The sequence below is a fragment of the Hymenobacter frigidus genome (assembly GCF_014640435.1).
Lineage (GTDB): Bacteria > Bacteroidota > Bacteroidia > Cytophagales > Hymenobacteraceae > Hymenobacter > Hymenobacter frigidus.
Genome location: NZ_BMGY01000046.1, coordinates 1 through 22,146 on the forward strand (window position 1 = coordinate 1; position 22,146 = coordinate 22,146).

The 22,146-nt window shown below is 60.2% G+C and carries 17 protein-coding genes and 1 pseudogene; 9 read left to right on the top strand and 9 right to left on the bottom strand.

All coding sequences use genetic code 11. The annotated features are described in order from the left end of the window. Positions 1-207: 207 nt before the first annotated feature. A complete protein-coding gene (locus tag IEW17_RS17380; RefSeq protein ID WP_188563331.1) occupies positions 208-1,305 on the top strand; it encodes an ISAs1 family transposase in 1,098 nt (365 codons plus the stop codon). A 43-nt stretch (positions 1,306-1,348) separates the two neighbouring features. Here the strand turns inward: IEW17_RS17380 and IEW17_RS17385 are convergent, their stop codons facing one another. The 4 genes from IEW17_RS17385 to IEW17_RS17400 form a co-directional block, all read right to left on the bottom strand. Continuing rightward, positions 1,349-4,327, bottom strand: a complete 2,979-nt coding sequence (locus IEW17_RS17385; RefSeq protein ID WP_188563332.1) for a DEAD/DEAH box helicase — start codon at positions 4,325-4,327, stop codon at positions 1,349-1,351. Between the two features lie 119 nt (positions 4,328-4,446). After that, the gene (locus IEW17_RS17390) at positions 4,447-5,679 is read right to left on the bottom strand and encodes an ABC transporter permease (RefSeq protein ID WP_188563333.1); all 1,233 of its coding nucleotides are present in this window, start codon (positions 5,677-5,679) and stop codon (positions 4,447-4,449) included. A 101-nt stretch (positions 5,680-5,780) separates the two neighbouring features. After that, positions 5,781-6,590 (bottom strand): class I SAM-dependent methyltransferase, encoded by an 810-nt coding sequence (locus IEW17_RS17395; protein WP_188563334.1) that lies wholly within the window; start codon positions 6,588-6,590, stop codon positions 5,781-5,783. Between the two features lie 103 nt (positions 6,591-6,693). Further along, positions 6,694-7,116: a ribosome-binding factor A gene (locus tag IEW17_RS17400; RefSeq protein WP_188563335.1), complete on the bottom strand. Its 423-nt coding sequence runs from the start codon at positions 7,114-7,116 to the stop codon at positions 6,694-6,696. A 138-nt stretch (positions 7,117-7,254) separates the two neighbouring features. Between IEW17_RS17400 and IEW17_RS17405 the strand changes: the two genes are divergently transcribed. Further along, on the top strand, positions 7,255-8,667 hold the full coding sequence (locus tag IEW17_RS17405) for a hypothetical protein (RefSeq protein WP_188563336.1): 1,413 nt from the start codon (positions 7,255-7,257) through the stop codon (positions 8,665-8,667). A gap of 15 nt (positions 8,668-8,682) precedes the next feature. Here the strand turns inward: IEW17_RS17405 and IEW17_RS17410 are convergent, their stop codons facing one another. The 3 genes from IEW17_RS17410 to IEW17_RS17420 all read right to left on the bottom strand — a co-directional run bounded on the left by IEW17_RS17410 (position 8,683) and on the right by IEW17_RS17420 (position 11,000). After that, complete coding sequence (locus IEW17_RS17410; RefSeq protein WP_188563337.1) at positions 8,683-9,279, bottom strand: PH domain-containing protein; 597 nt, start codon at positions 9,277-9,279, stop codon at positions 8,683-8,685. Between the two features lie 22 nt (positions 9,280-9,301). Next, the gene (gene selD / locus IEW17_RS17415) at positions 9,302-10,339 is read right to left on the bottom strand and encodes a selenide, water dikinase SelD (RefSeq protein ID WP_188563338.1); all 1,038 of its coding nucleotides are present in this window, start codon (positions 10,337-10,339) and stop codon (positions 9,302-9,304) included. Between the two features lie 85 nt (positions 10,340-10,424). Beyond that, positions 10,425-11,000 (bottom strand): DUF2911 domain-containing protein, encoded by a 576-nt coding sequence (locus tag IEW17_RS17420; RefSeq protein ID WP_308420632.1) that lies wholly within the window; start codon positions 10,998-11,000, stop codon positions 10,425-10,427. A gap of 256 nt (positions 11,001-11,256) precedes the next feature. Here IEW17_RS17420 and rimP point away from each other — a divergent pair, with 256 nt between their 5' ends. The 3 genes and pseudogenes from rimP (at position 11,257) to infB (ending at position 16,575) form a co-directional block, all read left to right on the top strand. After that, the gene (gene rimP / locus IEW17_RS17425) at positions 11,257-11,727 is read left to right on the top strand and encodes a ribosome maturation factor RimP (RefSeq protein WP_229749095.1); all 471 of its coding nucleotides are present in this window, start codon (positions 11,257-11,259) and stop codon (positions 11,725-11,727) included. A gap of 145 nt (positions 11,728-11,872) precedes the next feature. Next, positions 11,873-13,105, top strand: a pseudogene (nusA, locus tag IEW17_RS17430) (transcription termination factor NusA); the annotation flags it as partial. Positions 13,106-13,461: 356 nt separating this feature from the next. Continuing rightward, a complete protein-coding gene (gene infB / locus IEW17_RS17435) occupies positions 13,462-16,575 on the top strand; it encodes a translation initiation factor IF-2 (RefSeq protein ID WP_188563339.1) in 3,114 nt (1,037 codons plus the stop codon). A gap of 196 nt (positions 16,576-16,771) precedes the next feature. Here the strand turns inward: infB and IEW17_RS17440 are convergent, their stop codons facing one another. Both IEW17_RS17440 and mscL read right to left on the bottom strand, forming a co-directional pair. Further along, the gene (locus tag IEW17_RS17440) at positions 16,772-17,221 is read right to left on the bottom strand and encodes a hypothetical protein (protein ID WP_188563340.1); all 450 of its coding nucleotides are present in this window, start codon (positions 17,219-17,221) and stop codon (positions 16,772-16,774) included. A gap of 240 nt (positions 17,222-17,461) precedes the next feature. After that, the gene (gene mscL, locus IEW17_RS17445; protein WP_188563341.1) at positions 17,462-17,890 is read right to left on the bottom strand and encodes a large conductance mechanosensitive channel protein MscL; all 429 of its coding nucleotides are present in this window, start codon (positions 17,888-17,890) and stop codon (positions 17,462-17,464) included. Positions 17,891-18,128: 238 nt separating this feature from the next. Here mscL and IEW17_RS17450 point away from each other — a divergent pair, with 238 nt between their 5' ends. The 4 genes from IEW17_RS17450 to IEW17_RS17465 all read left to right on the top strand — a co-directional run bounded on the left by IEW17_RS17450 (position 18,129) and on the right by IEW17_RS17465 (position 22,124). Continuing rightward, the gene (locus IEW17_RS17450) at positions 18,129-18,920 is read left to right on the top strand and encodes an enoyl-CoA hydratase/isomerase family protein (RefSeq protein ID WP_188563342.1); all 792 of its coding nucleotides are present in this window, start codon (positions 18,129-18,131) and stop codon (positions 18,918-18,920) included. A 110-nt stretch (positions 18,921-19,030) separates the two neighbouring features. Further along, the gene (locus IEW17_RS17455) at positions 19,031-20,542 is read left to right on the top strand and encodes an oligosaccharide flippase family protein (protein WP_188563343.1); all 1,512 of its coding nucleotides are present in this window, start codon (positions 19,031-19,033) and stop codon (positions 20,540-20,542) included. Between the two features lie 72 nt (positions 20,543-20,614). After that, positions 20,615-21,052 (top strand): dUTP diphosphatase, encoded by a 438-nt coding sequence (gene dut / locus IEW17_RS17460; RefSeq protein ID WP_188563344.1) that lies wholly within the window; start codon positions 20,615-20,617, stop codon positions 21,050-21,052. 61 nt (positions 21,053-21,113) lie between these two features. Then, positions 21,114-22,124, top strand: a complete 1,011-nt coding sequence (locus IEW17_RS17465; RefSeq protein ID WP_188563345.1) for a sugar phosphate nucleotidyltransferase — start codon at positions 21,114-21,116, stop codon at positions 22,122-22,124. The last annotated feature ends 22 nt before the right edge of the window (positions 22,125-22,146 follow it).

Consider the following 22,146-nt stretch of genomic DNA (forward strand, 5'->3'; position numbering starts at 1 on the left):
TAGAATCTTACTCCACTCCTTTCCTTCATTGACCTAAATTAAGAGGTCGTGTCTGAACATAGGATAAGGATTACAGCGCATTGCGAATGGCAATGCGTTGTGCCGCGCCAAGGACTTGCCCGAAGTGCGTTCGTTGATACCCGTATTGCCAGATGCACCGCACTATGCGGACGGGGAGTACATTTCGGTTCACCCCCCGCTTTACCCATGTCGCTGCAATCGCACTTGGCCGAAATTCCGGAGTTTCGCCGCCAGAACAAAAACTTTCGTTATTTTCTGGTGGATATCCTCGCCATCAGCGTGTTGGCCACACTCTGCGGAGCCGACGACTTCGAAGAAATCACCCTGTTTGGGCAGCAAAAAGAAGCCCTGCTGCGCCGCTACTTGCCCTTGCCCGCTGGCCCGCCCGCGGTCGATACGTACCGGCGCGTGTTTGCAAAGCTGGACGTCACGCGCTTCAACGCCTGTTTTATGGCCTGGATGCAAGAGGTGCTGCCGGCCGAAGCGGCGGGCCAACTTTGCGTGGATGGCAAAACCCTGCGCGGCAGCGGGGCCAAGCCCTTGCACGTCGTGTCGGCCGTGGCCAGTGGCTCGGGCCTGAGCCTGGGGCAAGTGGCCGGACAGGGCAAAGGCCACGAACTCGGGGCCGTGCCGGACCTGTTGGCCCTGCTCGACCTGCGCGGGGCGCTGGTCAGCCTTGATGCGCTGAGTTGCCAACCCCATGTTGCCCAGCAGATTACGAAACAAGGCGGCGACTACCTGCTCGGGCTCAAAGCCAACCAGCCCACGCTGCTGGCCGAGGCCGAGCGCCACACCGCCGCCTTGCCCGACCGCCAGGCCCACACGCGCTGGGCCTACGCCGGCGATGGCAGCCCGGTGCGCTACCGGGTCTGGACGCAATCCGACCTGCGTTGGGTGGACGAGCAGGGCCGCTGGCCGGGGCTGCAAACCCTGGTGCGGGTGGAAACGAGCCGGCACCCGAGCGAGGGACAACCCGCTGTTCAGCAGCGGTATTACATCAGCAGCCGGGCGCTCACGCCCGCCCAGGCTGACGGGTTTGTGCGCGGCCACTGGGCCATCGAAAACGCCTTGCACTGGCAACTCGACGTCACCTTCGGCGAAGACGACCACCTCTTGCGCCACCACCACGCCGCCCAAAACCTGACCCTGGTCCGCAAAATGGCCCTCAACCTGCTCAAACAAGACCCGTCCAAGCGCAGTATCAAAAACAAACGCAAGCGACTGGCCTGGGACGAACCCTTTCTCGAACGCCTCCTAGCAGCACTTTGCCAGCCCACCACATAGTGCGGTTGCTCTGCCCGTATTGCTAAGTAAAAGGAACGGCTTGCTACCCGAGCAGCTCCTCGATATCTTCCCGCGTGAGGTTCTTGATGACGGCTTCATCGGTCGCAATCAGCTCACTCACCAGGGCTAACTTGCGGCGTTGCAGGGCCAGGATTTTCTCCTCCACCGTGCCTTGGGTAATAAACTTGTAGGTAAACACCGGGCGCAGCTGGCCAATGCGGTGGGCGCGGTCTACGGCCTGGGCCTCCACGGCGGGGTTCCACCAGGGGTCGAGGATGAAGACGTAGTCGGCCGCCGTCAGGTTGAGGCCCACACCGCCAGCCTTGAGGCTAATGAGGAAGATTTTAAGGTCTTCGGTTTCCTGGAAACGGGCTACTTCGGCGGGCCGGTCGCGGGTTGCGCCATCGAGGTAGGCATAGGCCAGCTGCCGCTCATCGAGGGCGGCGCGCACCAGGGCCAGGTGCTGCACAAACTGACTGAATACCAAAACTTTGTGCCCTTCGGCCACCACGTTGCGAATCATGCGCAGTACTTCGCGCAGCTTGCCCGATTCGTGGGTGTAGGTTTCGTCGGCCAGGCGGGGGTGGTTGGCAATCTGGCGCAGGCGTGTGAGGCCCTGAAGCAGCAAAAACTGCGTGCTGGCCGGGCCGTGCTCATCCAGGTTCCGCAGGATTTTATTGCGGTAGAAACTCTTGGTTTCCTCGTAGGCGTGGGCCTGCTCCTCAGTCATCTGACAGTAGCTGAGCTGCTCCGTTTTTGCTGGCAGCTCCTTGGCTACCTGGGCTTTGTGCCGCCGAAGAATAAATGGCTTGATAAGGGCGTGCAGCCGCCGGGTACGGCCCTCGTCTTGGTGCTTCTCAATGGGCTTGAGGAATTCCTTGCGAAAAAAGGCCTGCGTGCCCAGCAAGCCGGGATTGATGAAGGACATCTGCGACCAGAGGTCCATGGTGCTGTTTTCCACCGGCGTACCCGTGAGGATGAGGCGGTGCTTGGAGCGCAGCTGGCGCACCGCCTGCGAAGTGGTGCTCGACGGGTTTTTGATGGCCTGCGACTCGTCCAAAATTACGTAGTCGAAGCGGTAGCTCACCAGCAGCTCCGTATCGAGGCGCACGATGCCGTAGCTGGTCAGCACCACGTCGTAGTCGCCGAAACGGTCGGGGTTTTTGTCGCGGTACGTGCCGGTGTAGGCCAGCACCCGCAGTTCGGGCGTGAACTTGCGGGCTTCGTTCACCCAGTTGAATACCAACGAAGTAGGTAGCACCAATAACGAGGCAGCTCCTTGAGCTTCCCCACTTTCGCGGCGGTGCTGCAGCATGGCCAGCGTCTGAATGGTTTTACCAAGCCCCATATCGTCGGCCAGGCAGCCGCCAAAATGGTAGTCCTGCACGAAGCGCAGCCAGTTGTAGCCCGCCTTCTGATAAGGTCGCAGCTCGCCCATAAAGCCGTTGGGCAGGGGATGGTCTTCTACCTCGGCAAAATCGCGCAGCTTGGCCAGCTTGCGGCTCATGCGCACGGTGGCCAGCTCGTTGCTTTGCAGGTCGGCCACCAGGGCGAGGTGGTGGCGGCGCAGGTTGAGGCCCTCGGTAGTTTCTTCGCCAAAGGCGAAAAGCTCCATGTAATCGGTGAACCACTCCTCGGGGATGATGGCAATCTGACCGTTGGGCAGCTTGAACTCGCGCCGCCGCTGCAGAATGTGCCCCCGCAGCCGGATAAACGGAATTTCAATATCCCCGAAATGCACCGTGCCGCGCACATCGAACCAGTCGCCAGCTTCCTGAATGCCCACCCGCACGCTGGTAGGCCCGATAAAATAGCTTTTGGTAGCGCTGGAGGCTGCTTCTACGGTGTAGCCCAACTCAGTGAGGGCGGGCGTATTGTCGTGCAGCCATTTAAAGGCTTCGCCTTTGGGCAGAGTGGCGTAGCCGTTTTCTACCGTGAGCAGCCGCTCTTGCAGCTCCGTTACGGTGGCGCTTTCCTGTTCCGGGTTGCGCAGCAGGCGGTGAAATACGTAGCTGTCGGCGGTCTTTTCCAGGTGCACGCTCACCGGCTTGTTGGTGCCCAGCGGCATGAGATGCGGGCCGTAGCGAAAACTTAGCTCGAAGTGAATCTGCTCGGTTTCGGACCCCGTGAGCAGGGGTACAACGGGTTTGGGCAGCGGAATGCGGCCCCGACGCGGCGGGCCGGGTGGCCGCACGGGGGCTTCGGGCGTGGCCACTACCGGCAGCGCATCGCTGAACGTGAGCCGGGGCCGCGCCACGTAGCGCTCCGACCGGATATCGAACCCGCGGGCGTGGACCTCGAACGATTCCATGAGCGGGGCCACGAACTTCTGAAAGTAGCTTTCCTCTACCTGCCGGGGTACCACGATAAATTTCTTCTTCAGAAACGGCAAGAGCTTGCGCCCGTCCACCTCGGTGCGGAAGGAGTAGAGCAAGTCGCCGAGCAGCAGCCAGGCGGGCTGCAGGCACACCAGCAGCGCGTCTTTGTACTGAAAATCGAGCCGCTGCCCCTGGTACTGAATGGTGGGGAAGTAGTGCGTGCCTTCCTCGTTGCGGCGGAAGTGGAACAGGATGGACGCCTTGGCTGGGGCCAGGCCAATTTCCTTCCAGGTTGGCTCGCCATCGCGGCCCATGATGAACACGCGCTTGCCGGCCAAGCGGGCCAGGATGGCCGCCATGCGCGTTTGCACGTGCTTGGCAATGACCTCCTGGAGCGGTTTGTCGCCCTTTTCGGCGTTGTAGGTTTTAAGGAAGAATTCGGCCGTGGCAATCTTACGGGGCCAGAACTCTTTCATCACCGCCTCCTGCTGAATCTGGTCGCAGAGCTCCACCAGCTCGAAGTCCGTAGCATCGAGGCTGTCCGCGAATTCGTGCGCGTTTTTGCCCGAAACCGTTTGGTGCTGAAGCGTCAGCTGCTCGCGCGGGCCTAGCTGAACCACGTAGGCCGCGAACAGGTGGCCCAGGAACTCGTGCTCAAACAGCGAGTAGATGATTTGAAATGGTTCTGCGGTAGATACTTTCATAGCCGGGCACGCCTAAAGCGCAAGGTAGGGCTGAAAGGCGAAACAGGCACGATGATTCTTCTCAGTAATTGTCCGTCATTGCTGGCCTACGCTATAACTGAGCAGCTTACAGGCCCCCGTTATAAGCTCTCGCGCAGGTCCAGCCGGCTGGCATTCAGGGCCGGCCGGATACTTACGGCCAGCGTGATAAAAATGATGGACGCGCACGTAAACGCGATGTCGGAAACCTGCATTTTTACCGGATAAGCGTCGACGACGCTCGTGGCCATGCCCATGCTCACAAAGCCGAAACGTTGCTGCAGCCAGCACAGCGACACGCCCGCTATCAGGCCCAAAATTGCGCCTACAAAGGCCACAATAGCCCCCACGAGTAAAAAGGTATTCCGGATTTTCTCCCGGCTTGCGCCCATCGCCATCAGCACGGCGATGTCTTTTTTCTTGTCGATGACCAGCATCGAGAGCGAGAAAAAGATGTTGAGCGAGGCAATAAGTAAGATGAGCGTGAACGTGATGAAGACGAACAGCTTCTCCACTTTAATGGCCTTGAACAAGCTGACGTGCTGCTCATCAGAATCCTGTACTTTGAAGTCGGGCCCGAGCTGCTTGCGAAGCTGCATTTTCACGTCTTCTATCACAAAGCTCTCGCCCACCTTCACGTAGAGGGCGGTGCGGCGCGTGGTGTAGCCCAGTAGGCGCTGGGCGAAGGACAGGGGCACGAAAATATAGCTGTCATCGATGTGCTGCTCGATGAGGAACACGCCGCCCGCAATCAGGTCCTGCTCGTTGAACGCCTTGTCGGGGTTCATTTGCAGGGTTTTTTTGCCGGGTGTGTTGCGCGGGTACAGCAGGCGCATGGGCGCCAGGCGGTTGTTGAGCGTGATGCTGAGCTCGTGCTGCACGCCGGCGCCCACCAGGGCCAGCTCCAGGCTGTCGCGGCGCAGGCGGTGGTCGCCCTCGCGGATGTTGGCGTCAATCTGGCTCTGGCCGAAGTAGTTGTCCGAGAGGCCGCGCATTTTCACCACCATCTGGCGGTCGTGGTATTGCAGCAGGGCATTGTCCTCGATGACTTCGGTGAGCAGGGCCACGCCGGGCGTGTTTTCCAGCTTCATCAGAAAGGTGCGGTTCACGTCGAAGGCCTTGCCCTTGGTGGCCGAAATCACCAGGTTGGGGTCCGATTTGCCGTAGAGCGTGCGTACCAAGTCCTCGAGCCCATTGAACACCGACAGCACAATAATCAGCGCAGCCGTGCCCACCGCCACCCCAATCATCGAAATGTTGGAGATGATGGTGATGATGTTGCGCTTATTCTTGGAACGGAAGTAGCGCCGGGAAATGAGGAGGGGAACGTTCACCTAAAAAGTTTGGGAGATTACGCGGGAGGACAATTTAGGGTTGACTATTACCCGGTAAAGCTACCGATTGTAGCCGCTCGTCCCGCTGCGTATGGCGCAGCTTATTTCCAGGCCTTCACGATGAGGCCCGTGCCCGAGTCGTGGGTGGTGCGGGCATCGAGCCAGTTCAGCAGCAGGCAGAAGGGAAACGTGATGGCGTAGTACAGCGGCAGCAGGATAAAAAAGGCCCGCGACTTGCCCAGCATCAGGATGGGGTATTTCATGCTCAGCCGCCACGAAATCTGGCCCGGCTCGCCGTAGGCATAGCGGGCTTCGATGCGCTCGAAACCGGCCGTGCTCAGCTTCTGCTGAATCTCGCGGATGTTGTAGCCATCGCGCACGTGCTCCTCGATAAAGCTGGTTTCGCCGTCGTCGTGCACGTCGGAGCCACCCTGGTCGCTGGGGGTCGAAATCAGCAGCATGCCGCCGTCCTTGAGCGAGGCGTGGATGTTGCGAAACACTTCCACGTCCTCCAGAATGTGCTCCATCACGTCCACCGACAGGGCCAAATCAAAGGAATTCGGCTCCTGATAGAGCACCAAATCCTGCACGGCAAACTGCACGTTCTTGCGGTCAATTTGCCGGAAGAACTTATTGGAATCGGCCACCTGCTCCTCTTTCACGTCCACGGCCAGGATGTTCCACTTCGGGCTCAGGCCGCTCATCCAGTACGTGTACTGGCCGTAGCCGGAGCCGGCGTCGAGGATATTCAGGGGTTCCTGGGTGCGGCCTTTGGCCCAGCGGCGCAGCTCCCGGTGCACGTGCCAGGTGCGGAGCAGCAGCAGGTCGAGCAGGTAATAAAACAGTCGGCGCAGCCACGGCGTGCGGTTGAAAACCTGGCCGAGCGTTTTCTTAATCGGGTCGTAGTACAAGAGAGTGACGGAGTGGGGGAGTGACGGAGTGGGGATAGCTGAGTGAGGGAGCGACGAAGTGATTTTCAAAAAATGAACGGCACTCAGTCACTCCCTCGCTCAGCTACTCATTGTTAAATAGCCGGGGCCGGGCGGGCTTGTCTGCGTTCTCGTCGGTCTCTTCTTTGGGCGCCACCGGGATGTCGAGCGTGCCGAGCACCTGGTCCATGTGGGCGGCGTAGGCGGCGCTGTCGTCGTGAAAGAAGATGAGCTCAGGCACCACGCGGGCCGTTTTGCGGATGCGCTTGGCTAGGGCATGACGAATTTCCTTGGCGTTGTCCTTGATGATTTCGAGGCGGTCGGTGGCGTTATTACCCAGCAGCAGGCTGAGGTACACCCGGGCCTGGCCCAGGTCGGGCGTCACACGCACCATGCTGATGCTCGGGGCCAGCCCACCGTTAAAGAGGTGCGGCAGGTCGCGCTGGAGCACGGCGGCCAGCTCCTGCTGGAGCAGGCTGGCCATCTTTTGTTGTCGTTTGCTTTCCATATGATTGGCAAAGGTACGGCTTCGGCAATAAGGGCATACGCATTAAGGGCATACGCAATCAGGGCAAGGGGCTAAGGACGGCGGCCGGACCAATACCTTTGCCACATCCCGTCATTCCTGTTTCTAATTAATTAGTAGGTGCTTCGTTTTTTCAAAAGCTCCCTGCCGGCCCAGCTGCTGGCCCTGCTGCTGCTGGTGCTGGCCCTGCGCCTGCCGCTGCTCTGGCTGGGCCTGCCCGTGACGGCCGCCGAGCTGCGGGCCCTGTTGGTGGGCGAGCGGGTGCACGGCGGGGCCATGCCCTACCGTGACCTCTACGACGGCACCGCGCCGCTGTCCGCCGCCTTCTTCGCCACCCTCGATGCCGTGCTCTCACGGCCGGTGTGGCTCTACCGGATGGTGGCGCTCTTGCTGCTGCTGGCGCAGGCATTGCGCCTAAACCTGGTGTTCAACCGCTACGACGTGCACCCGGAGCGCGGCTACATCGCGGCCCTTACTTACCTGCTGGTGGGCAGCGTGAGCACCGATTTGGATGCGTTGTCGCCGCTGCTGCTGGGGCACACTTTCGTGGTGTTTGCGCTGAGTGCGCTGCTGCCCACCTCCCGCGAGGGCTACGACAACCGCCGCCTGTTCCGGGCCGGGTTCCTGATTGGAGTCGGCGGGCTGTGCTACCTGCCGCTGAGCTTGTTTGTGCTGGTGGCCCTGTTTGCGGTGGTGATTTTTGCGGCCAATTCCTTTCGGAGCTCGCTGCTGCTGCTGTGCGGGTTTTTCTTTCCGTATGCGCTGGTCGCCACGTTCTTTTTCTATACCGGGGCGCTACCGGGCTTCGCGCAGTTTCACCTGCAACCGGGCCTCACCGATTTGATTGCCAGCGGCCTGCCCGCCGGCCTGCAGCTACGCCTGCTGATAGTGCCCGGCGTGGTGCTGGCGCTGGCTTTGGTGCGCGCCCTGGGTACGTCGCTGGGCCTGGTGTTTCAAATTAAGTTTCGGCAGCTAATGCTGGTGTGGCTGGCGGTGGCCTTTGCTACGGCGGCCGTGGAGCGCGGCGGAGCGCCGGGTGTGTTGGTGCTGCTGCTGCCACCACTGGCCTACTTTAGTCTGTTTTTGTGGCAGCGCTACCAGCGGCCCCTGCTATTGGAACTGCTGCTGCTGCTCATCCTCAACGCGGTGGTGGTGCTGCGCTTCCGGGCCCACGTGCCGCGCCTCGAAGCCTTATTGCACATGCCCGCCGAAAGCCGGTTTGGCCTACTGCCCGACCCGCGCTACGCTACCCTGCGCGGCCAGACCTTACTTATTCTCGGTCCCGATGACCGCGCCTATTTCTACAATCGCCCCGCCACGCCCTACCTGGACTGGAACTTGTCGCAGATTGATTTTGGCCATCTTACTGAGTATGCCGCGGTGGTGCGGGTAGCCGAAAAAATGGGCAGCGCACCTCCTGCTTACCTCCTCGACCAAAGCAACCAGGTGCCGCAGCTGAAACAGTTGCTGCCGGGTGTTTTCGGTCCTTACGAGCCCACCAGCACGCCCAACCTATACCACCGCCGGCCCTAGCGCCGGCCCAAACCGCTACCCCCAGCACCAGGCCACGGCGCGCCGTTCGGTGGGCACGTTGCGCAGGAAGGTTGCCAGCGGCTCCAAATCAGTGAGCAGGGACGTGAGCACCACTGTCCGCCCGTCCTGCAGGTGCAGGCGCAGGTAGTCGTAGCGTGCCCAAAAGCTGCGGCGCGCCCGGCAGGTCACCCGTTCTATGCGGGCCAAATCGCGGCGTTCAAACGCCACGCGCTGGCCCGCCTCGTACACTTCCAACAGGTTATTAGCCGGCTGAAAAACCAGCGTGGTTTCGTGGTTCAGTGTCCAGTAGCGCAGGTGCAGCAGCAGCGCCGGCCCACTCAGCAGCAGGGTGAAAAGCACGAAGCCCGCCGTCAGCAGCCACACGAAGGTGCTGGCGGCCGGCTCGCCGCCCATGGCCACGGCCGGTACCACGCTCAGCCCGGCTCCCAGCGCCAGCAATGGCCAAAACAGCAGCCGCATTTGCCGTGCCGCCGTGGTTTGGTACACGTGCGTACGTTTCGAAAAGAGCCCCGTGACCCAGCGCGCCGCCCCCAGCACCAGAAAAAGCACCGCCGCTATTTCGAGCAACGGACGAAAAATGGCAGACTTCATAGAGTGGAACTACGGAGCCGAATTACGCGCCCACCTGCACCCAGGCTTCGCCTTCCACGTGGGCTCGCAACCGCCCGAAGCTTTCCAGCGCCAGCCCGTGCTTCTCAAACACGGCTTGCACCGCCGCCCGGCCCTCAGGAGCCACGCACACCAGCAGGCCGCCCGAAGTCTGCGGGTCGCAGAGCCAGTTGCGCTGCTCGTCGCTGATGGCGCTCACCTTGTGGCCGTAGCTGGTCCAGTTCCGCACCGTGCCGCCCGGCACGCTGCCTTGCTTGAGGTACGCCTCGGCTGCCGCAATGCGGGGTACTTTGCTGAAGTCGATTTCCGCCGTCAGGCCGCTGCCTTCGCATACTTCGGCCAAATGCCCGAGCAGGCCGAAGCCGGTCACATCCGTCAGGGCCGTCACGGCGGGCAGCTTGCTCAGCTCCGCGCCAATCTTGTTGAGCTGCATCATCTGGGCCGGCGCAATGCTGGCATCTTCATCCCGCAAAATACCTTTTTTCTGCGCCGTGGTCAGAATGCCCACGCCCAGCGGCTTGGTCAGAAACAGTTCCGAGCCGGCCGTGGCCGTGTCGTTCTGCTTCAGGTCCACAATGTCGACCATGCCCGTCACGGCCAGTCCAAAAATGGGCTCCGGCGAGTCGATGCTGTGGCCGCCCGCCAGCGGAATGCCGGCTTCGGCGCAGATGCTGCGGGCCCCTTCCAGCACGCGGCGGGCTACTTCGGGCGGCAGCTTGTCCACGGGCCAGCCCAGCACGGCAATGGCCAGCAGCGGCCGCCCGCCCATGGCGTACACATCCGAAATAGCATTGGCCGAGGCAATACGCCCAAAATCGTAGGCATCGTCCACGATGGGCATGAAAAAATCGGTGGTCGAAATCACTGCCTGCCCCCCGCCGATGTCGTACACCGCAGCGTCGTCGCGGCTGGCATTGCCCACCAATAGCTGGTCGTGGTGCGGCTGGGCAATGCTGGTGTGCAGCATCTGGTCGAGCACGGCCGGGGCGATTTTGCAGCCGCAGCCCGCGCCGTGGCTGTATTGGGTGAGTTTGTACTCCATGAGGTTTAGGATTCGGGGTGGGTGCAAAAGTAAGCGGGCGGCCCTGGGTGGGCCGCCCGCAGCGGTACAGTGGCTTCGGGGCCGGTTACTTAATGGCAATCGGGGCTTCCAGGTTTTCCCAGCGCAGCACCAGGCCGGTCGGTTTCACCTCGTACACCAGCCGCTCGGCCATGCTAGCGGCCTTGCGCGGCGTCACCATCACGCGCAGCGCATCCTGCTTCTCGCTGTACTCGTAAGCGCCCCACTGGTTCGGCACTTTATTAAGGATGACGGTCCACTGCTTCTCGGTCGGAATCACGAAGAAGCCATATTTGCCGGCCGGCAGGGCCTTGCCTTCCACCGTCACGGCCTTGCTGAATTCTACGGTGGTTGCCTCGTTGGCTCCGGCGCGCCACACTTGGCCATACGGCACCAGCCCACCCCAGATGGGGCGGCCCTTCACGGCCGGGCTGCTGTAAGTCACGGTCACACCCGAAGCGCCAACCTTGCCCGTGGCCGTGGCGGCGGGGCTGGGTTTGGCCGCAATAAGCGCCCGCGACTGCGGGTTCGGCGGAAGCATACGTTTCGGCGTGGCCGGCGCATTCTGGGCGTAGCTGGCGCTGGCGGCCAGCACCACGGCCGGTCCAAGGGCGAGGTAACGGAACAGTTGGATGGTTTTCATGGGAGCAAAGCGTAAATAGGTGAAGCTGAAACCAGAGACGAACGCAACGGCTGCGCCCGAAAACCTGCCGCAGCCGCCCAAGGTTGTAAAGTCCGCAAAATACCGGACCGGTGGGGTGCCCCGCCCCGGCCCGGGCACCCCACCGGTCCGCGTCTTGCATTCCGCCGCCGCTTGTCGTATCTTTGCACCCGAAGTTAGTATTCGCTTTAGCAAAGAGGGGACGCATAGTCCCCTCTTTTTTTGCCCTGATTCTCCCATGTCTTTCGACCGCACCTTGCTGCTGGAAATGCTCCGCGACGCCATCGGCGACCAAGAGCTGTTCATCGTGGGCCTCACCGTCTCCGATTCGGTGATGCCGAAGGTGACCGTCACCCTCGACGGCCCCGAGGGCCTGGCCATTCAGGCCTGCGCTACCATCAGCCGCCGCCTGGCTCGCCGTATCGACGAGCACTACGGCGAGGATTCGGCCTACTCCCTGGAAGTCACCAGCCCCGGTGCCGACCAGCCCCTCACCGACCCCCGCCAGTACCCGCGCCACATCGGCCGCTCGCTGGCCCTGAAGCTGGCCGACGGCACCGAAAAGACCGGTACCTTGCTCGCTGCCACGCCCGAAGGCGTAGAAATCGAAGAAGTTATCAAACAAAAAACCAAGAAAACGACCTTGCCCGCCGCCTTCTATCCTTTCGGGGAAATTCAGGAAGCCACGGTTGTTATCTCCTTCAAATAATAATCACTGATTTTTCGGATTTAAACGGATTTCACGGATTTTGTAGACGGCACTTTCCCCGTTCTCTTCTCCATTGTTTCTGTTACATCCGCCAATCGTCCACAAAATCCGTGAAATCCGCTAAAATCCGAAAAATCAGTGATTTATGAATAGCCACGAACTCATTGAATCCTTCGGCGAATTTGCCCGGAGCAAGAACATTGACCGGCCCACGATGATGAGCATCCTGGACGACGTGTTTCGCACCATGATTCGCAAGAAATTCGACCAGGACGAAAACTTTGACGTTATCATCAACCCCGACAACGGCGACCTGGAAATCTGGCGTAACCGCGAAATCGTGGACGACAACTCCGAGGACATCTGGGACCACGACAAAATCACCCTCACCGATGCCCAAAAAATCGAGCCTGATTTTGAAGTAGGTGAGTCCGTAGCCGAAGGCGTGAAGCTGGAGGATTTTGGCCGTCGGGCCGTGCTCATGGCCCGCCAGACGCTGATTCAGCGCGTGAAGGACCTGGAGCGCGACAACCTGTACCAGAAGTACAAGGACCAGGTGGGTGAAATCGTGACCGGCGAAGTGTACCAGGTATGGAGCCGCGAGGCCCTCATCATGGACAAGGACGACAACGAGCTGGTGATGCCCAAGGGCGAGCAAATTCCCAAGGACCGGTTCCGCAAGGGTGACACCGTGCGGGCCGTGGTGCACCGCGTGGAGGTGATTAACGGTACGCCGAAAATTATCCTTTCCCGCGCTGCGCCAGCATTCCTGGAGCGTTTGTTCGAGTTGGAAGTACCCGAGATTTACGATGGCCTCATCGTCATCAAGAACGTGGTGCGCGAGCCCGGCGAGCGCGCCAAAGTAGCCGTAGAAAGCTACGATGAACGCATCGACCCCGTGGGTGCCTGCGTGGGTATGAAGGGCAGCCGCATTCACCCGGTGGTGCGTGAGCTCGAAAACGAGAACATCGACATCATCAACTACACGGATAACCTGGAACTCTACATTGCGCGGGCACTATCGCCGGCCAAGGTGGGTTCTATGAAGATAAACCAGGAGAGTGGCCGGGTTTCGGTGTTCATGAAGCCTGACCAGGTGAGCCTGGCCATCGGCCGGGGCGGCGCCAACATTAAGTTGGCTAGCCGGTTGGTGGGCATGGAAATCGACGTGTTCCGCGAAGCCATTGACTACGAGGAAGACATTTCGCTGGACGAGTTCCAGGACGAAATCGAGCCTTGGGTACTGGCCGAGCTGAAGAAAATCGGTTTGGATACCGGTCGCGCCGTACTGGCCGTGAAGAAGGACGATATCGTGCGTCGTACCGAGCTCGAAGAAGAAATGGTGGACGATGTATACCGCGTTATCCGCCAGGAATTTGCCGACGACGAGGACCTCGACGACAGTGCTTTGGAAGCTGCCAAAACCCGCACCACGACCGATGCAACGGTTAAAGATGATGCTGCTACCGATGAGGAAGCGGCCGTGACGCACGCTTCGGCCACCGAAACGGCTCCCGAACACACGCCGTTGGTAACCGAAGCTACCGACGAAAACAAACCAACGACTGAGGAAGCGGGCGCAAGCTCTCCCGCCGAGCCAGCCCAATGACGGCCGCGCGGCCGGTACGGCAAGGGTAATAAATCGTGTCAGTAGGCACGGTTTGCACCCTGCTGGCAAGATTTAATGTAATACCTTTGCACTTAGAAGCGTATCGTACGCGAGAAAAGATTAGAATGGCGGAAGCAACCCCGAAACGGCTACAACAGGCGGCCAAAGACCTGAATATTGGAATGGACAGGGTGGTAGAAGCCTTGGCCAAGAAAGGTATACAAGTAGAGAACAAGCCGACCACCAAGCTCACCGGTGAGCAAGTGGCCTCGCTTGAGAAGGAGTTCGCATCCTCTGCTCATGACCGGCAGGAGGCGCAGAAAGTCATTCAGGCCAAGCGCCAGAGCGACCTTGATGCGGCTCCCAAACCTGCTGCGCCAGTTCATCGGCCCGCTCCGGCAGCGGTTCCGGCCGCTAAGCCAGTGTCCGCTCCTCCGGCCCCTGCGCCGGTAGCAGCGGCGCCCGCTCCGGTTCCGGCTCCCGCCGCTCCGGTGGCTGCTGCTCCCGTTGCGCCCAAGGTGGAGGTTCCGGCACCAGTTCCGGTTCCCGCTCCTGTTGCCGAAGTACCCGTCGTACCGGGCCTGAAGGTGATGGGCAAGATTGAGTTGGACAGCAAAGGTCGCGTTGTGCCGCCCAAGCCCAAACAAGCAGAAGCGCCAGTTGCTGCTGCGCCAGTAGCTGCGCCGGCTCCGGTGGCTCCCGTTGCACCCAAAGTAGAAGCTCCGGCCGCACCCGCGCCCAAGGTGGAAGCCCCTGTTGCTGCGGTGCCTGCTCCTGCGCCTCAAGCTCCGGTTGCTCAGCCTGTTGCTAAGGTGGGGGCTGCTCCGGCACCCCTCGCTGCCGCTCCGGTCCCGGCTGCTCCTGTGGCTCCGGTGGCTGCTGCCCCGGCTGCCGCCGCTCCCACTGCCGCGCCAGCCGAAGCCGCTCCTGCTATTCCTGAAGACACCAGCACCATCGTTGCTAAATCGGACACGCTGAAAGGTTTGACCGTGCTAGGCAAGATTGACCTGTCCTCCATCAACAATGACCGGCGTGGGCCGGGTGGCCGTGGCCCCCGCCCCATTGCATCTTCGGATGTGAGCAAGCGCGGCCTGCCCGCTGGCCCCGGCCAGAAGAAGCGCACGCGTCTGCCTGGTCCTGCTGGCAGCACTACCAGCCCGCCCAGCCCCGGCTATCAAGGCAACCGCCCGGCGGGTGCGCCCGGCCAGGGTGGCGGCTACCAAGGCAACCGCCCGGCGGGTGGTCCTGGCCAGCGCCCCGGTGGTCCTGGTCAGCGCCCCGGTGGCCAGTCCGCTCCCAAACCTAACGCTCCTGCACTCACCCCTGAACAGGCTGAAAAGCAGATTCAGGAGCAGATTAAGGCTACGTTGGCTAAGCTCGGCGGCAACAAGGGTGGCAACACGCAGAACCGCGCCAAGTATCGCCGCGACAAGCGGAGCATGCTGGCCGAGGACCGCGAGGCCCTGCGCGCGCAGAACGAGCTCGACGCCAAAATCCTCAAGCTCACCGAATTCATCTCGGCCCATGACCTGGCCTCGCTGATGGACGTGAACGTGAACGAGGTTATCAAGGTGTGCTTGGGAATGGGCATGTTCGTATCCATCAACCAGCGTCTTGATGCTGAGGCTATTACGGTGATTGCCGATGAATTCGGTTTCGATGTCGAATTCCTTTCGAAAGAAGAGGAAGAAATCAGCATCGATGCCGGCGACAACGAAGAGGACCTGCGCCCCCGCGCTCCCATCGTAACCATCATGGGTCACGTCGACCACGGTAAAACCTCGCTGCTTGACTACATCCGCGACGCGAGTGTGGCCAAAGGCGAAGCCGGTGGCATCACGCAGCACATTGGTGCCTACGAGGTGCGTACCAAGTCGGGCCAGGCCATCACCTTCCTCGACACGCCAGGTCACGAAGCCTTTACGGCCATGCGTGCCCGTGGTGCCAAGGTGACGGACATTGCCATCATTGTAGTGGCGGCCGACGATTCGGTGATGCCCCAAACCAAGGAAGCCATCAACCACGCGCAAGCGGCTGGGGTGCCGATTATCATCGCCCTCAACAAGGTTGACAAGCCTTCGGCCAACCCCGAGAAAATCCGCGAGGAGCTTTCCCAGATTAACGTGCTGGTGGAAGAGTGGGGCGGTAAATACCAGAGCCAGGAGGTTTCGGCCAAATCGGGCATTGGCATTGAGGATTTGCTGGAGAAGATTCTGCTCGAAGCCGAACTGCTCGACCTGAAAGCCAATCCCGACCGCAACGCCATCGGTACCGTCATTGAAGCCTCGCTCGATAAGGGCCGCGGCTACGTGACCACTGTATTGGTGCAAACCGGTACCTTGAACGTGGGCGATATCATTCTCGCTGGCCCGCACTTTGGCCGAGTGAAGGCCATGACGGACCACCGCGGCAAGAAAATGAAAACCGCACCGCCGGCCACGCCCGTGCAGGTACTCGGCCTGACCGGTGCCCCGCAGGCCGGCGACCGTATCCAGGTAATGGAAACGGAGCGCGAAGCCCGCGAAATTGCTACCCAGCGCCTGCAGCTGGCCCGCGAGCAGACCATTCGGACCAAGAAGCACATCACCCTGGACGAGATTGGTCGTCGTTTGGCCATCGGTTCGTTTAAGGAACTCAACATCTTGGTGAAGGGCGACGTGGACGGTTCGGTGGAAGCACTTTCCGACTCCCTGCTCAAGCTGAGCACGCCGGAAGTGAAGGTGAACATCCTCTCGAAAGCAGTGGGTGCCATCTCAGAAAGCGACGTGTTGCTGGCTTCGGCTTCCGACGCCATCATCATCGGCTTCCAGGTGCGGCCCTCGCAGAGTGCCCGTAAGCTGGCCGAGCAAGAGCAGATTGATATTCGTCTCTACAGCATCATTTACAACGCCATCAATGAGGTGAAGGATGCCATGGAAGGTATGCTGGCCCCAACGGTGCAGGAAGTGGTGACGGCCAACGCCGAAGTCCGGATGGTGTTCAACATCACCAAGGTCGGTTCCATTGCCGGCTGTATGGTGACGGAAGGCCAGTTCCAACGCAAAACCCGCGTGCGGGTGGTGCGCAACGGCATCGTGCTCCACACTGGCGAAATCCAAGACCTCAAACGTTTCAAAGACGATGTGAATGAGGTGCGCCAGGGCTACGAATGTGGTATCTCAATCAAGAACTTCAACGAGTTGCAGGAAGGCGACAACATTGAGGGCTTCGAAGAGAAGGAAATCAAGCGGACGCTGTAAGTGTAGCGAATTGCGGGGTAACCGCAAGATTGAAAAAACCCCGCCTGCGTCGCAGGCGGGGTTTTTTGCTGGTGGTAGGTAAGGAAATCAGGCGGCGAACTGCCGTTAAGAAAGCTTGGGAGAGCATTGACAGCGGCCACGAAAAAGCCCGGCCTGAAGAACAGGCCGGGCAATGCGAAACCGAGTTAAATCGGGATTAGAAAAACAGAAACTTCTTATTGCTTTTATGCTTGTGCACTAGGGGCTTGCCTGCAGGGTTGGAGCCGCCCATCGGGTGGCTCATGCCGCGCCGCTGCTGGGCGTAGCCGGGCTTGCCGGGCTGGGCCTTGAACTTGCGGACCATGAAGCCTTTGCCGCTGCGGTTGGAATCGAACTGGCGCTCGAGCGTACCGTTGCGGCCGCCGAAGCTGGTGTTGCCGGTGCGGGCCTCAAGCAAGTCAACCTGCTGATCGCGCTTGATTTCGTCGGGGCTCATGGCGGCACGGCGTTGGTTGCGGGCCAGCTCCTCAGCGTTTTTGCCGGTGTTGCGGCGTGCGCCGGCTTCGCTGCTGCCCTGGCCGGGCGTGGGGAAGGCCGGGCCCGTTTGGGCGTGGGCGGTACCAAGGCTCAAGGCGCTCAGCAGCGCGGCGGCAAGTACTATTTTCATGTTAGTTGGAAAGGGGAAGGGGGGTAGGTAGTCGTGTCCTAACGAATGGGAGAATTGGGTGGTTCAAAACGGGCGGGAAATATGCGCCCGTTTCCGGTAAGCCGCCTCCTAAGTTTGCAACTTATTTTGTATCGACTGCTTACCTGCCTTCAATAAAACGAAGACTTGAAGCAAAGTAGACAGAACTACGGCCTAATGCTCGGTAAACAACGGCTTCTGCTGGCCAAGCGGTGCGGGAGCTTAAACGCGGCCGGTGCGCAGCGAATCCCGGATTTCCATGAGTAGCTGCTGGTCGGTGGTGGGGGGCGGGGCCACGGCCACCACTTCTACGGGGGCTTTTTTCAGCTTGTTGGCTGCCTTCACAATCATGAAAATGATGAAGGCGATGATGAGGAAGTTGATAAGTGCATTCAGGAACAGGCCGTAGTTGATGGTGCCAACTCCCGCCTTTTTGGCTTCTGCGATGGTGGCATAGTGCTGGCCGTTCATGGCAATGAACAGGTTGGCGAAATCGACTTTGCCGAGCGCCAGGCCGATGACGGGCATGATAATATCGTCGGTGAGGGAGGTGACGATTTTGCCAAAAGCCGCGCCGATGATGACGCCAATGGCTAAATCGAGCACGTTGCCTTTGGCGATAAACTCCTTGAATTCGGAAACAAATCCCATTGCGGCAAAGGGTTAAAAGGTGAAAGAATACGAGGCATGGCGCTAAAGCCAGGTATCTAAATCAAGAGCCGGATGCGTTAACGCCCATGTAAAATTGGTTGCTCAGACTGGAGGGATTAGGGCGGTTTCGTTCAACAGAGGCTGCCGGGCGGTAAACTATGATATTGGCCCGACCAGCACCGCCGGGCGCGTGTCCTATCTTTGGCGGGGCCAGCCTTACGCGGGGCCGTTTTTTTCTATGTCTGCTTCTTTCGAAAATCTGCTTTACGACCTGGATGCCGCCAGCGGCATTCTCACCATCACCATCAACCGGCCTACCAAGCTCAACGCGCTGAACGCGGCCACTATCGCCGATATCGACATGGCTATGCAGCGGGCGCTGGATGAGCCGCAGGTGCGGGGTATTATCCTGACGGGCAGTGGCGAAAAGGCCTTTGTGGCCGGCGCAGACATTACCGAGCTAGCCGCCCTCACGCCCACGCAGGCGGTCCGCGCTGCGGAGTATGGTCAGGAAGCCTTCTGCCGAATTGAGGATAGCACCAAGCCTGTGGTAGCGGCCGTGAACGGCTTTGCGCTGGGCGGCGGCTGCGAGCTGGCCATGGCCTGCCACATGCGCGTGGCTTCGGACAACGCCCGCTTCGGCCAGCCCGAGGTGAACCTGGGCCTGCTACCCGGCTACGGCGGCACGCAGCGGCTGCCCCAACTCATTGGCAAGGGCAAAGCCATTGAGCTGCTGCTGACTGCTGACATGATGAAGGCCGACGAGGCCCTGCGTCTGGGCCTGGTGAACCACGTGGTGCCCCAGGCCGAGCTGCTGCCGTTCTGCCAGCAGCTGCTAGGCAAGATTTTGGGCAAAGCTCCCCTGGCCGTGGGCATGGTGCTGGAATGCGTGAATGCGCACTATGCCAAGGATGCAGATGGCTACGCGGCTGAGGTGAAAGCCTTCGGGCAAGCGTTCGAGAGCCATGACTTTAAGGAAGGCACCACCGCTTTTGTGGAGAAGCGCGCCGCGGTATTCACGGGTAAGTGAAGGGAATTAAAAATGAATAATTAAAAATTAAAAAGAGCAGAACAGCTGCTGAATACCCATTCGCTGGGTCATCTTTTAATTTTTAATTCTCAATTTTTAATTGGTTCAGAATGAGTGTAGTAAAGAAACTGGCCTCGCAGACGGCCGTGTATGGCATCAGCAGCATTGTGGGTCGGGTGCTCACCTACCTGCTGGTACCCATATATACGGGTGCTTTTGCGGCGGCTGAGTACGGGGTGGTGACGGGGCTGTACGCCTACGTGTCGTTTCTGAACGTGGTGTTTACCTACGGCATGGAAACGACGTATTTTCGTTTCGCTAACCGGCCGGGCACCGACCGGCAGGAGCTGTACGACCGCACGCTGAGCTTGCTGCTGCTCAGCACTGTCGTGCTCACGGCCGGGCTGATGCTACTGGCCCGCCCGCTGCTGGGGCTGCTGGAAATTCCGGCAGGAAATGAGCGGTATGCCATCTGGGTAGCGCTGATTTTGGGGCTGGATGCGCTCACGGCCATTCCGTTTGCCCGGCTGCGGCTAGAAAACCGGGCGCGCAAGTTCGCTGGCATCAAGCTGGCCGGCATCGTGGTCAATGTGGCGTTGAACTTGTTTTTTATCGTGCTGTGCCCGGCCGTGGCCAATGGCAAGTGGCTGCCGGGACTGCAGCCGTTGGTGGCGCAAGTGTATGACCCCACGGTGGGCGTGGGCTATGTATTTCTGTCGAATCTGTTTGCCAGCGGCCTCACGCTGCTCCTGCTGTGGCGCGAACTGCTGGACTTTCGCTTCCGGCTGCACCTGGCGTTTCTCAAACCGCTGTTGCAATACGCTTACCCGCTGATGCTGATGGGACTGGCCGGTATGGTGAACGAGACGCTGGACCGCATATTACTGCCCAAGTGGCTGCCGGATAACTTCTATCCCGGCCAGAGCAGTCTCACGGCGGTGGGCATCTACGGAGCCTGCTACAAGCTGAGCATCTTTATGTCCTTGGTCATTCAGGCGTTCCGCTACGCGGCCGAGCCGTTTTTTTTCGCCCAAAGCACGGAGAAGAACTCGCCGGCTACGTTTGCCATGATTTTGAAGTGGTTCACGCTGTGCTGCGCCGTGATTTTCGTGGGTATCAGCCTGAATGTGGAGGACTTTGGGCAGCTGTTTCTGCGGCGGCCCGAGTATTTGCAGGGGTTGGTGGTGGTGCCTATTCTGCTGCTGGCTAACCTGTTTCTGGGTGTTTACTATAACCTGTCGGTTTGGTTCAAGCTCACCGACAAAACGTATTACGGCACCTACATCGGGGCCGGCGGCGCGGTGCTCACCATTGCCCTCAACTTCCTGTTGATTCCGGTACTGGGCTACCTGGGTTGTGCCTTGGCCACGCTGGCCTGCTACTTTATGATGGCCATACTGTGCTGGCGGCTGGGCGAGCGGCACTTCCCGGTGCCCTACCCGGCGCTGCGGCTGGGGCTGTGGCTGCTATTTGCCTCGGCGCTGGTGGCGCTGGGTTGGGGCGTGACCGTGGCCGACTGGTGGGTCCGCCACGCCTGGCACGCGGGCCTGACGCTGGTGTTTTTGGCGGCGTTGTGGCTGGTGGAGCGGCCCCGGCGGGCGGTAGCTTCGGCCGGAAGTTAGCGGTAAGCTGGTCAGTATAGGAACGTTTATATCTTTGCCCGTCTGAATTATTCCTCGTCCACGTTTTTTGTCATGCACATTCCCGTCCTCAACCATTCGCGCCACCCGCTGCCCGCGTACCAAACACCCCACGCTGCGGGCCTCGACCTGCGCGCCCACCTGCCCGACGGCCCTGTGACGTTGGGGCCGCTGGAACGGCAGCTCATTCCCACGGGCCTGAGCCTGGAAATTCCGGTGGGCTACGAAGCCCAGGTGCGGCCCCGCAGCGGCCTGGCCGTGAAGCACGGCATCGGGCTGGTAAACAGCCCGGGCACGATTGATGCCGACTACCGCGGCGAAATCCGGGTGCTGCTGGTGAATTTATCCAACGAGCCATTTGTGGTGAATGACGGCGAACGCATTGCCCAACTGATAGTTGCCAAACACGAAACCATAACGTGGCAGCCCGTCGAGGCCCTGAGCGAAACCCAACGCGGCGCGGGCGGGTATGGAAGCACGGGAATCGGTTAAATCCCGGGTCTTCACATCCCATTTCCTTCAAGCACAAACCTTAATCTTTAATAATTCTGCTGTGAAAATAATCGTCCCGATGGCCGGCATGGGCAAGCGCATGCGCCCCCACACGCTCACCGTTCCCAAACCTTTGATTCCGATTGCGGGCAAGCCCATTGTGCAGCGTTTGGTGGAGGACATTGCCAAAGTGTGCGGCGAGCCGGTTGACGAAGTGGCCTTCATCATCGGACGCTTCGGCGAGGCGGTAGAAAAAAGCCTGGTGAAAATTGCCGAATCGGTGGGAGCCAAGGGCACTATTGTGTACCAGGACGAGCCGCTGGGCACGGCCCACGCCATTTTGTGCGCCAAGGAATCCCTGACTGGGCCGTTGGTAGTGGCTTTTGCTGATACGCTGTTCAAAGCTGACTTTACGCTGGATTCCAGCGTGCCCGGCACTATTTGGGTGCAGCAGGTGGCCGACCCCAAGCCGTTTGGTGTGGTGAAGCTGGATGCGCAGGGTCGTATTACTGACTTTGTGGAGAAGCCTCAGACGTTTGTGTCGGATTTGGCCATCATCGGCATCTACTACTTCCAGGATGGGGAGTACCTGCGTACCGAGCTGCAGTATTTGCTCGACAACAACATCATGGACAAGGGCGAGTACCAGCTCACCAATGCCCTGGAAAACATGAAGAACAAAGGCACGGTGTTCGTGCCCGGCCGCGTGACCGAGTGGCTCGACTGCGGCAACAAGGATGCCACCGTTTTCACCAACCAGCGTTACCTGGAGTACCTGAAGGAGCGCGGCGAGTCGCTGGTGGCTGAATCGGCCATTATCACCAATTCGGTGCTGCTGGAGCCAGTGTACATCGGCGAAAACGCGGTGATTACCGACTCGGTGGTGGGCCCGCACGTGAGCTTGGGTGCCCACGCCAACGTGCGCGACTCGCGCCTGTCGAACTCCATTGTGCAGCAGTCGGCTTCGGTGTTGAATGCGGTTATCACGAATTCAATGATTGGCAACTTTGCCAGCGTGACCGGCACGCCCGATGATTTGAGCCTCGGCGATTATAACCAGTTGCGCGTGTGACGTTTTAAGTCGGAAATATGTT

Coding starts and splice junctions, on each gene's coding strand:
- IEW17_RS17380 (WP_188563331.1), top strand. CDS start 208: ATGTCGCTGCAATCGCACTTGGCCGAAATTCCGGAGTTTCGCCGCCAG.
- IEW17_RS17385 (WP_188563332.1), bottom strand. CDS start 4,327: ATGAAAGTATCTACCGCAGAACCATTTCAAATCATCTACTCGCTGTTT.
- IEW17_RS17400 (WP_188563335.1), bottom strand. CDS start 7,116: ATGGAAAGCAAACGACAACAAAAGATGGCCAGCCTGCTCCAGCAGGAG.
- IEW17_RS17410 (WP_188563337.1), bottom strand. CDS start 9,279: ATGAAGTCTGCCATTTTTCGTCCGTTGCTCGAAATAGCGGCGGTGCTT.
- selD (WP_188563338.1), bottom strand. CDS start 10,339: ATGGAGTACAAACTCACCCAATACAGCCACGGCGCGGGCTGCGGCTGC.
- IEW17_RS17420 (WP_308420632.1), bottom strand. CDS start 11,000: ATGAAAACCATCCAACTGTTCCGTTACCTCGCCCTTGGACCGGCCGTG.
- rimP (WP_229749095.1), top strand. CDS start 11,257: ATGTCTTTCGACCGCACCTTGCTGCTGGAAATGCTCCGCGACGCCATC.
- infB (WP_188563339.1), top strand. CDS start 13,462: ATGGCGGAAGCAACCCCGAAACGGCTACAACAGGCGGCCAAAGACCTG.
- IEW17_RS17440 (WP_188563340.1), bottom strand. CDS start 17,221: ATGAAAATAGTACTTGCCGCCGCGCTGCTGAGCGCCTTGAGCCTTGGT.
- mscL (WP_188563341.1), bottom strand. CDS start 17,890: ATGGGATTTGTTTCCGAATTCAAGGAGTTTATCGCCAAAGGCAACGTG.
- IEW17_RS17450 (WP_188563342.1), top strand. CDS start 18,129: ATGTCTGCTTCTTTCGAAAATCTGCTTTACGACCTGGATGCCGCCAGC.
- IEW17_RS17455 (WP_188563343.1), top strand. CDS start 19,031: ATGAGTGTAGTAAAGAAACTGGCCTCGCAGACGGCCGTGTATGGCATC.
- dut (WP_188563344.1), top strand. CDS start 20,615: ATGCACATTCCCGTCCTCAACCATTCGCGCCACCCGCTGCCCGCGTAC.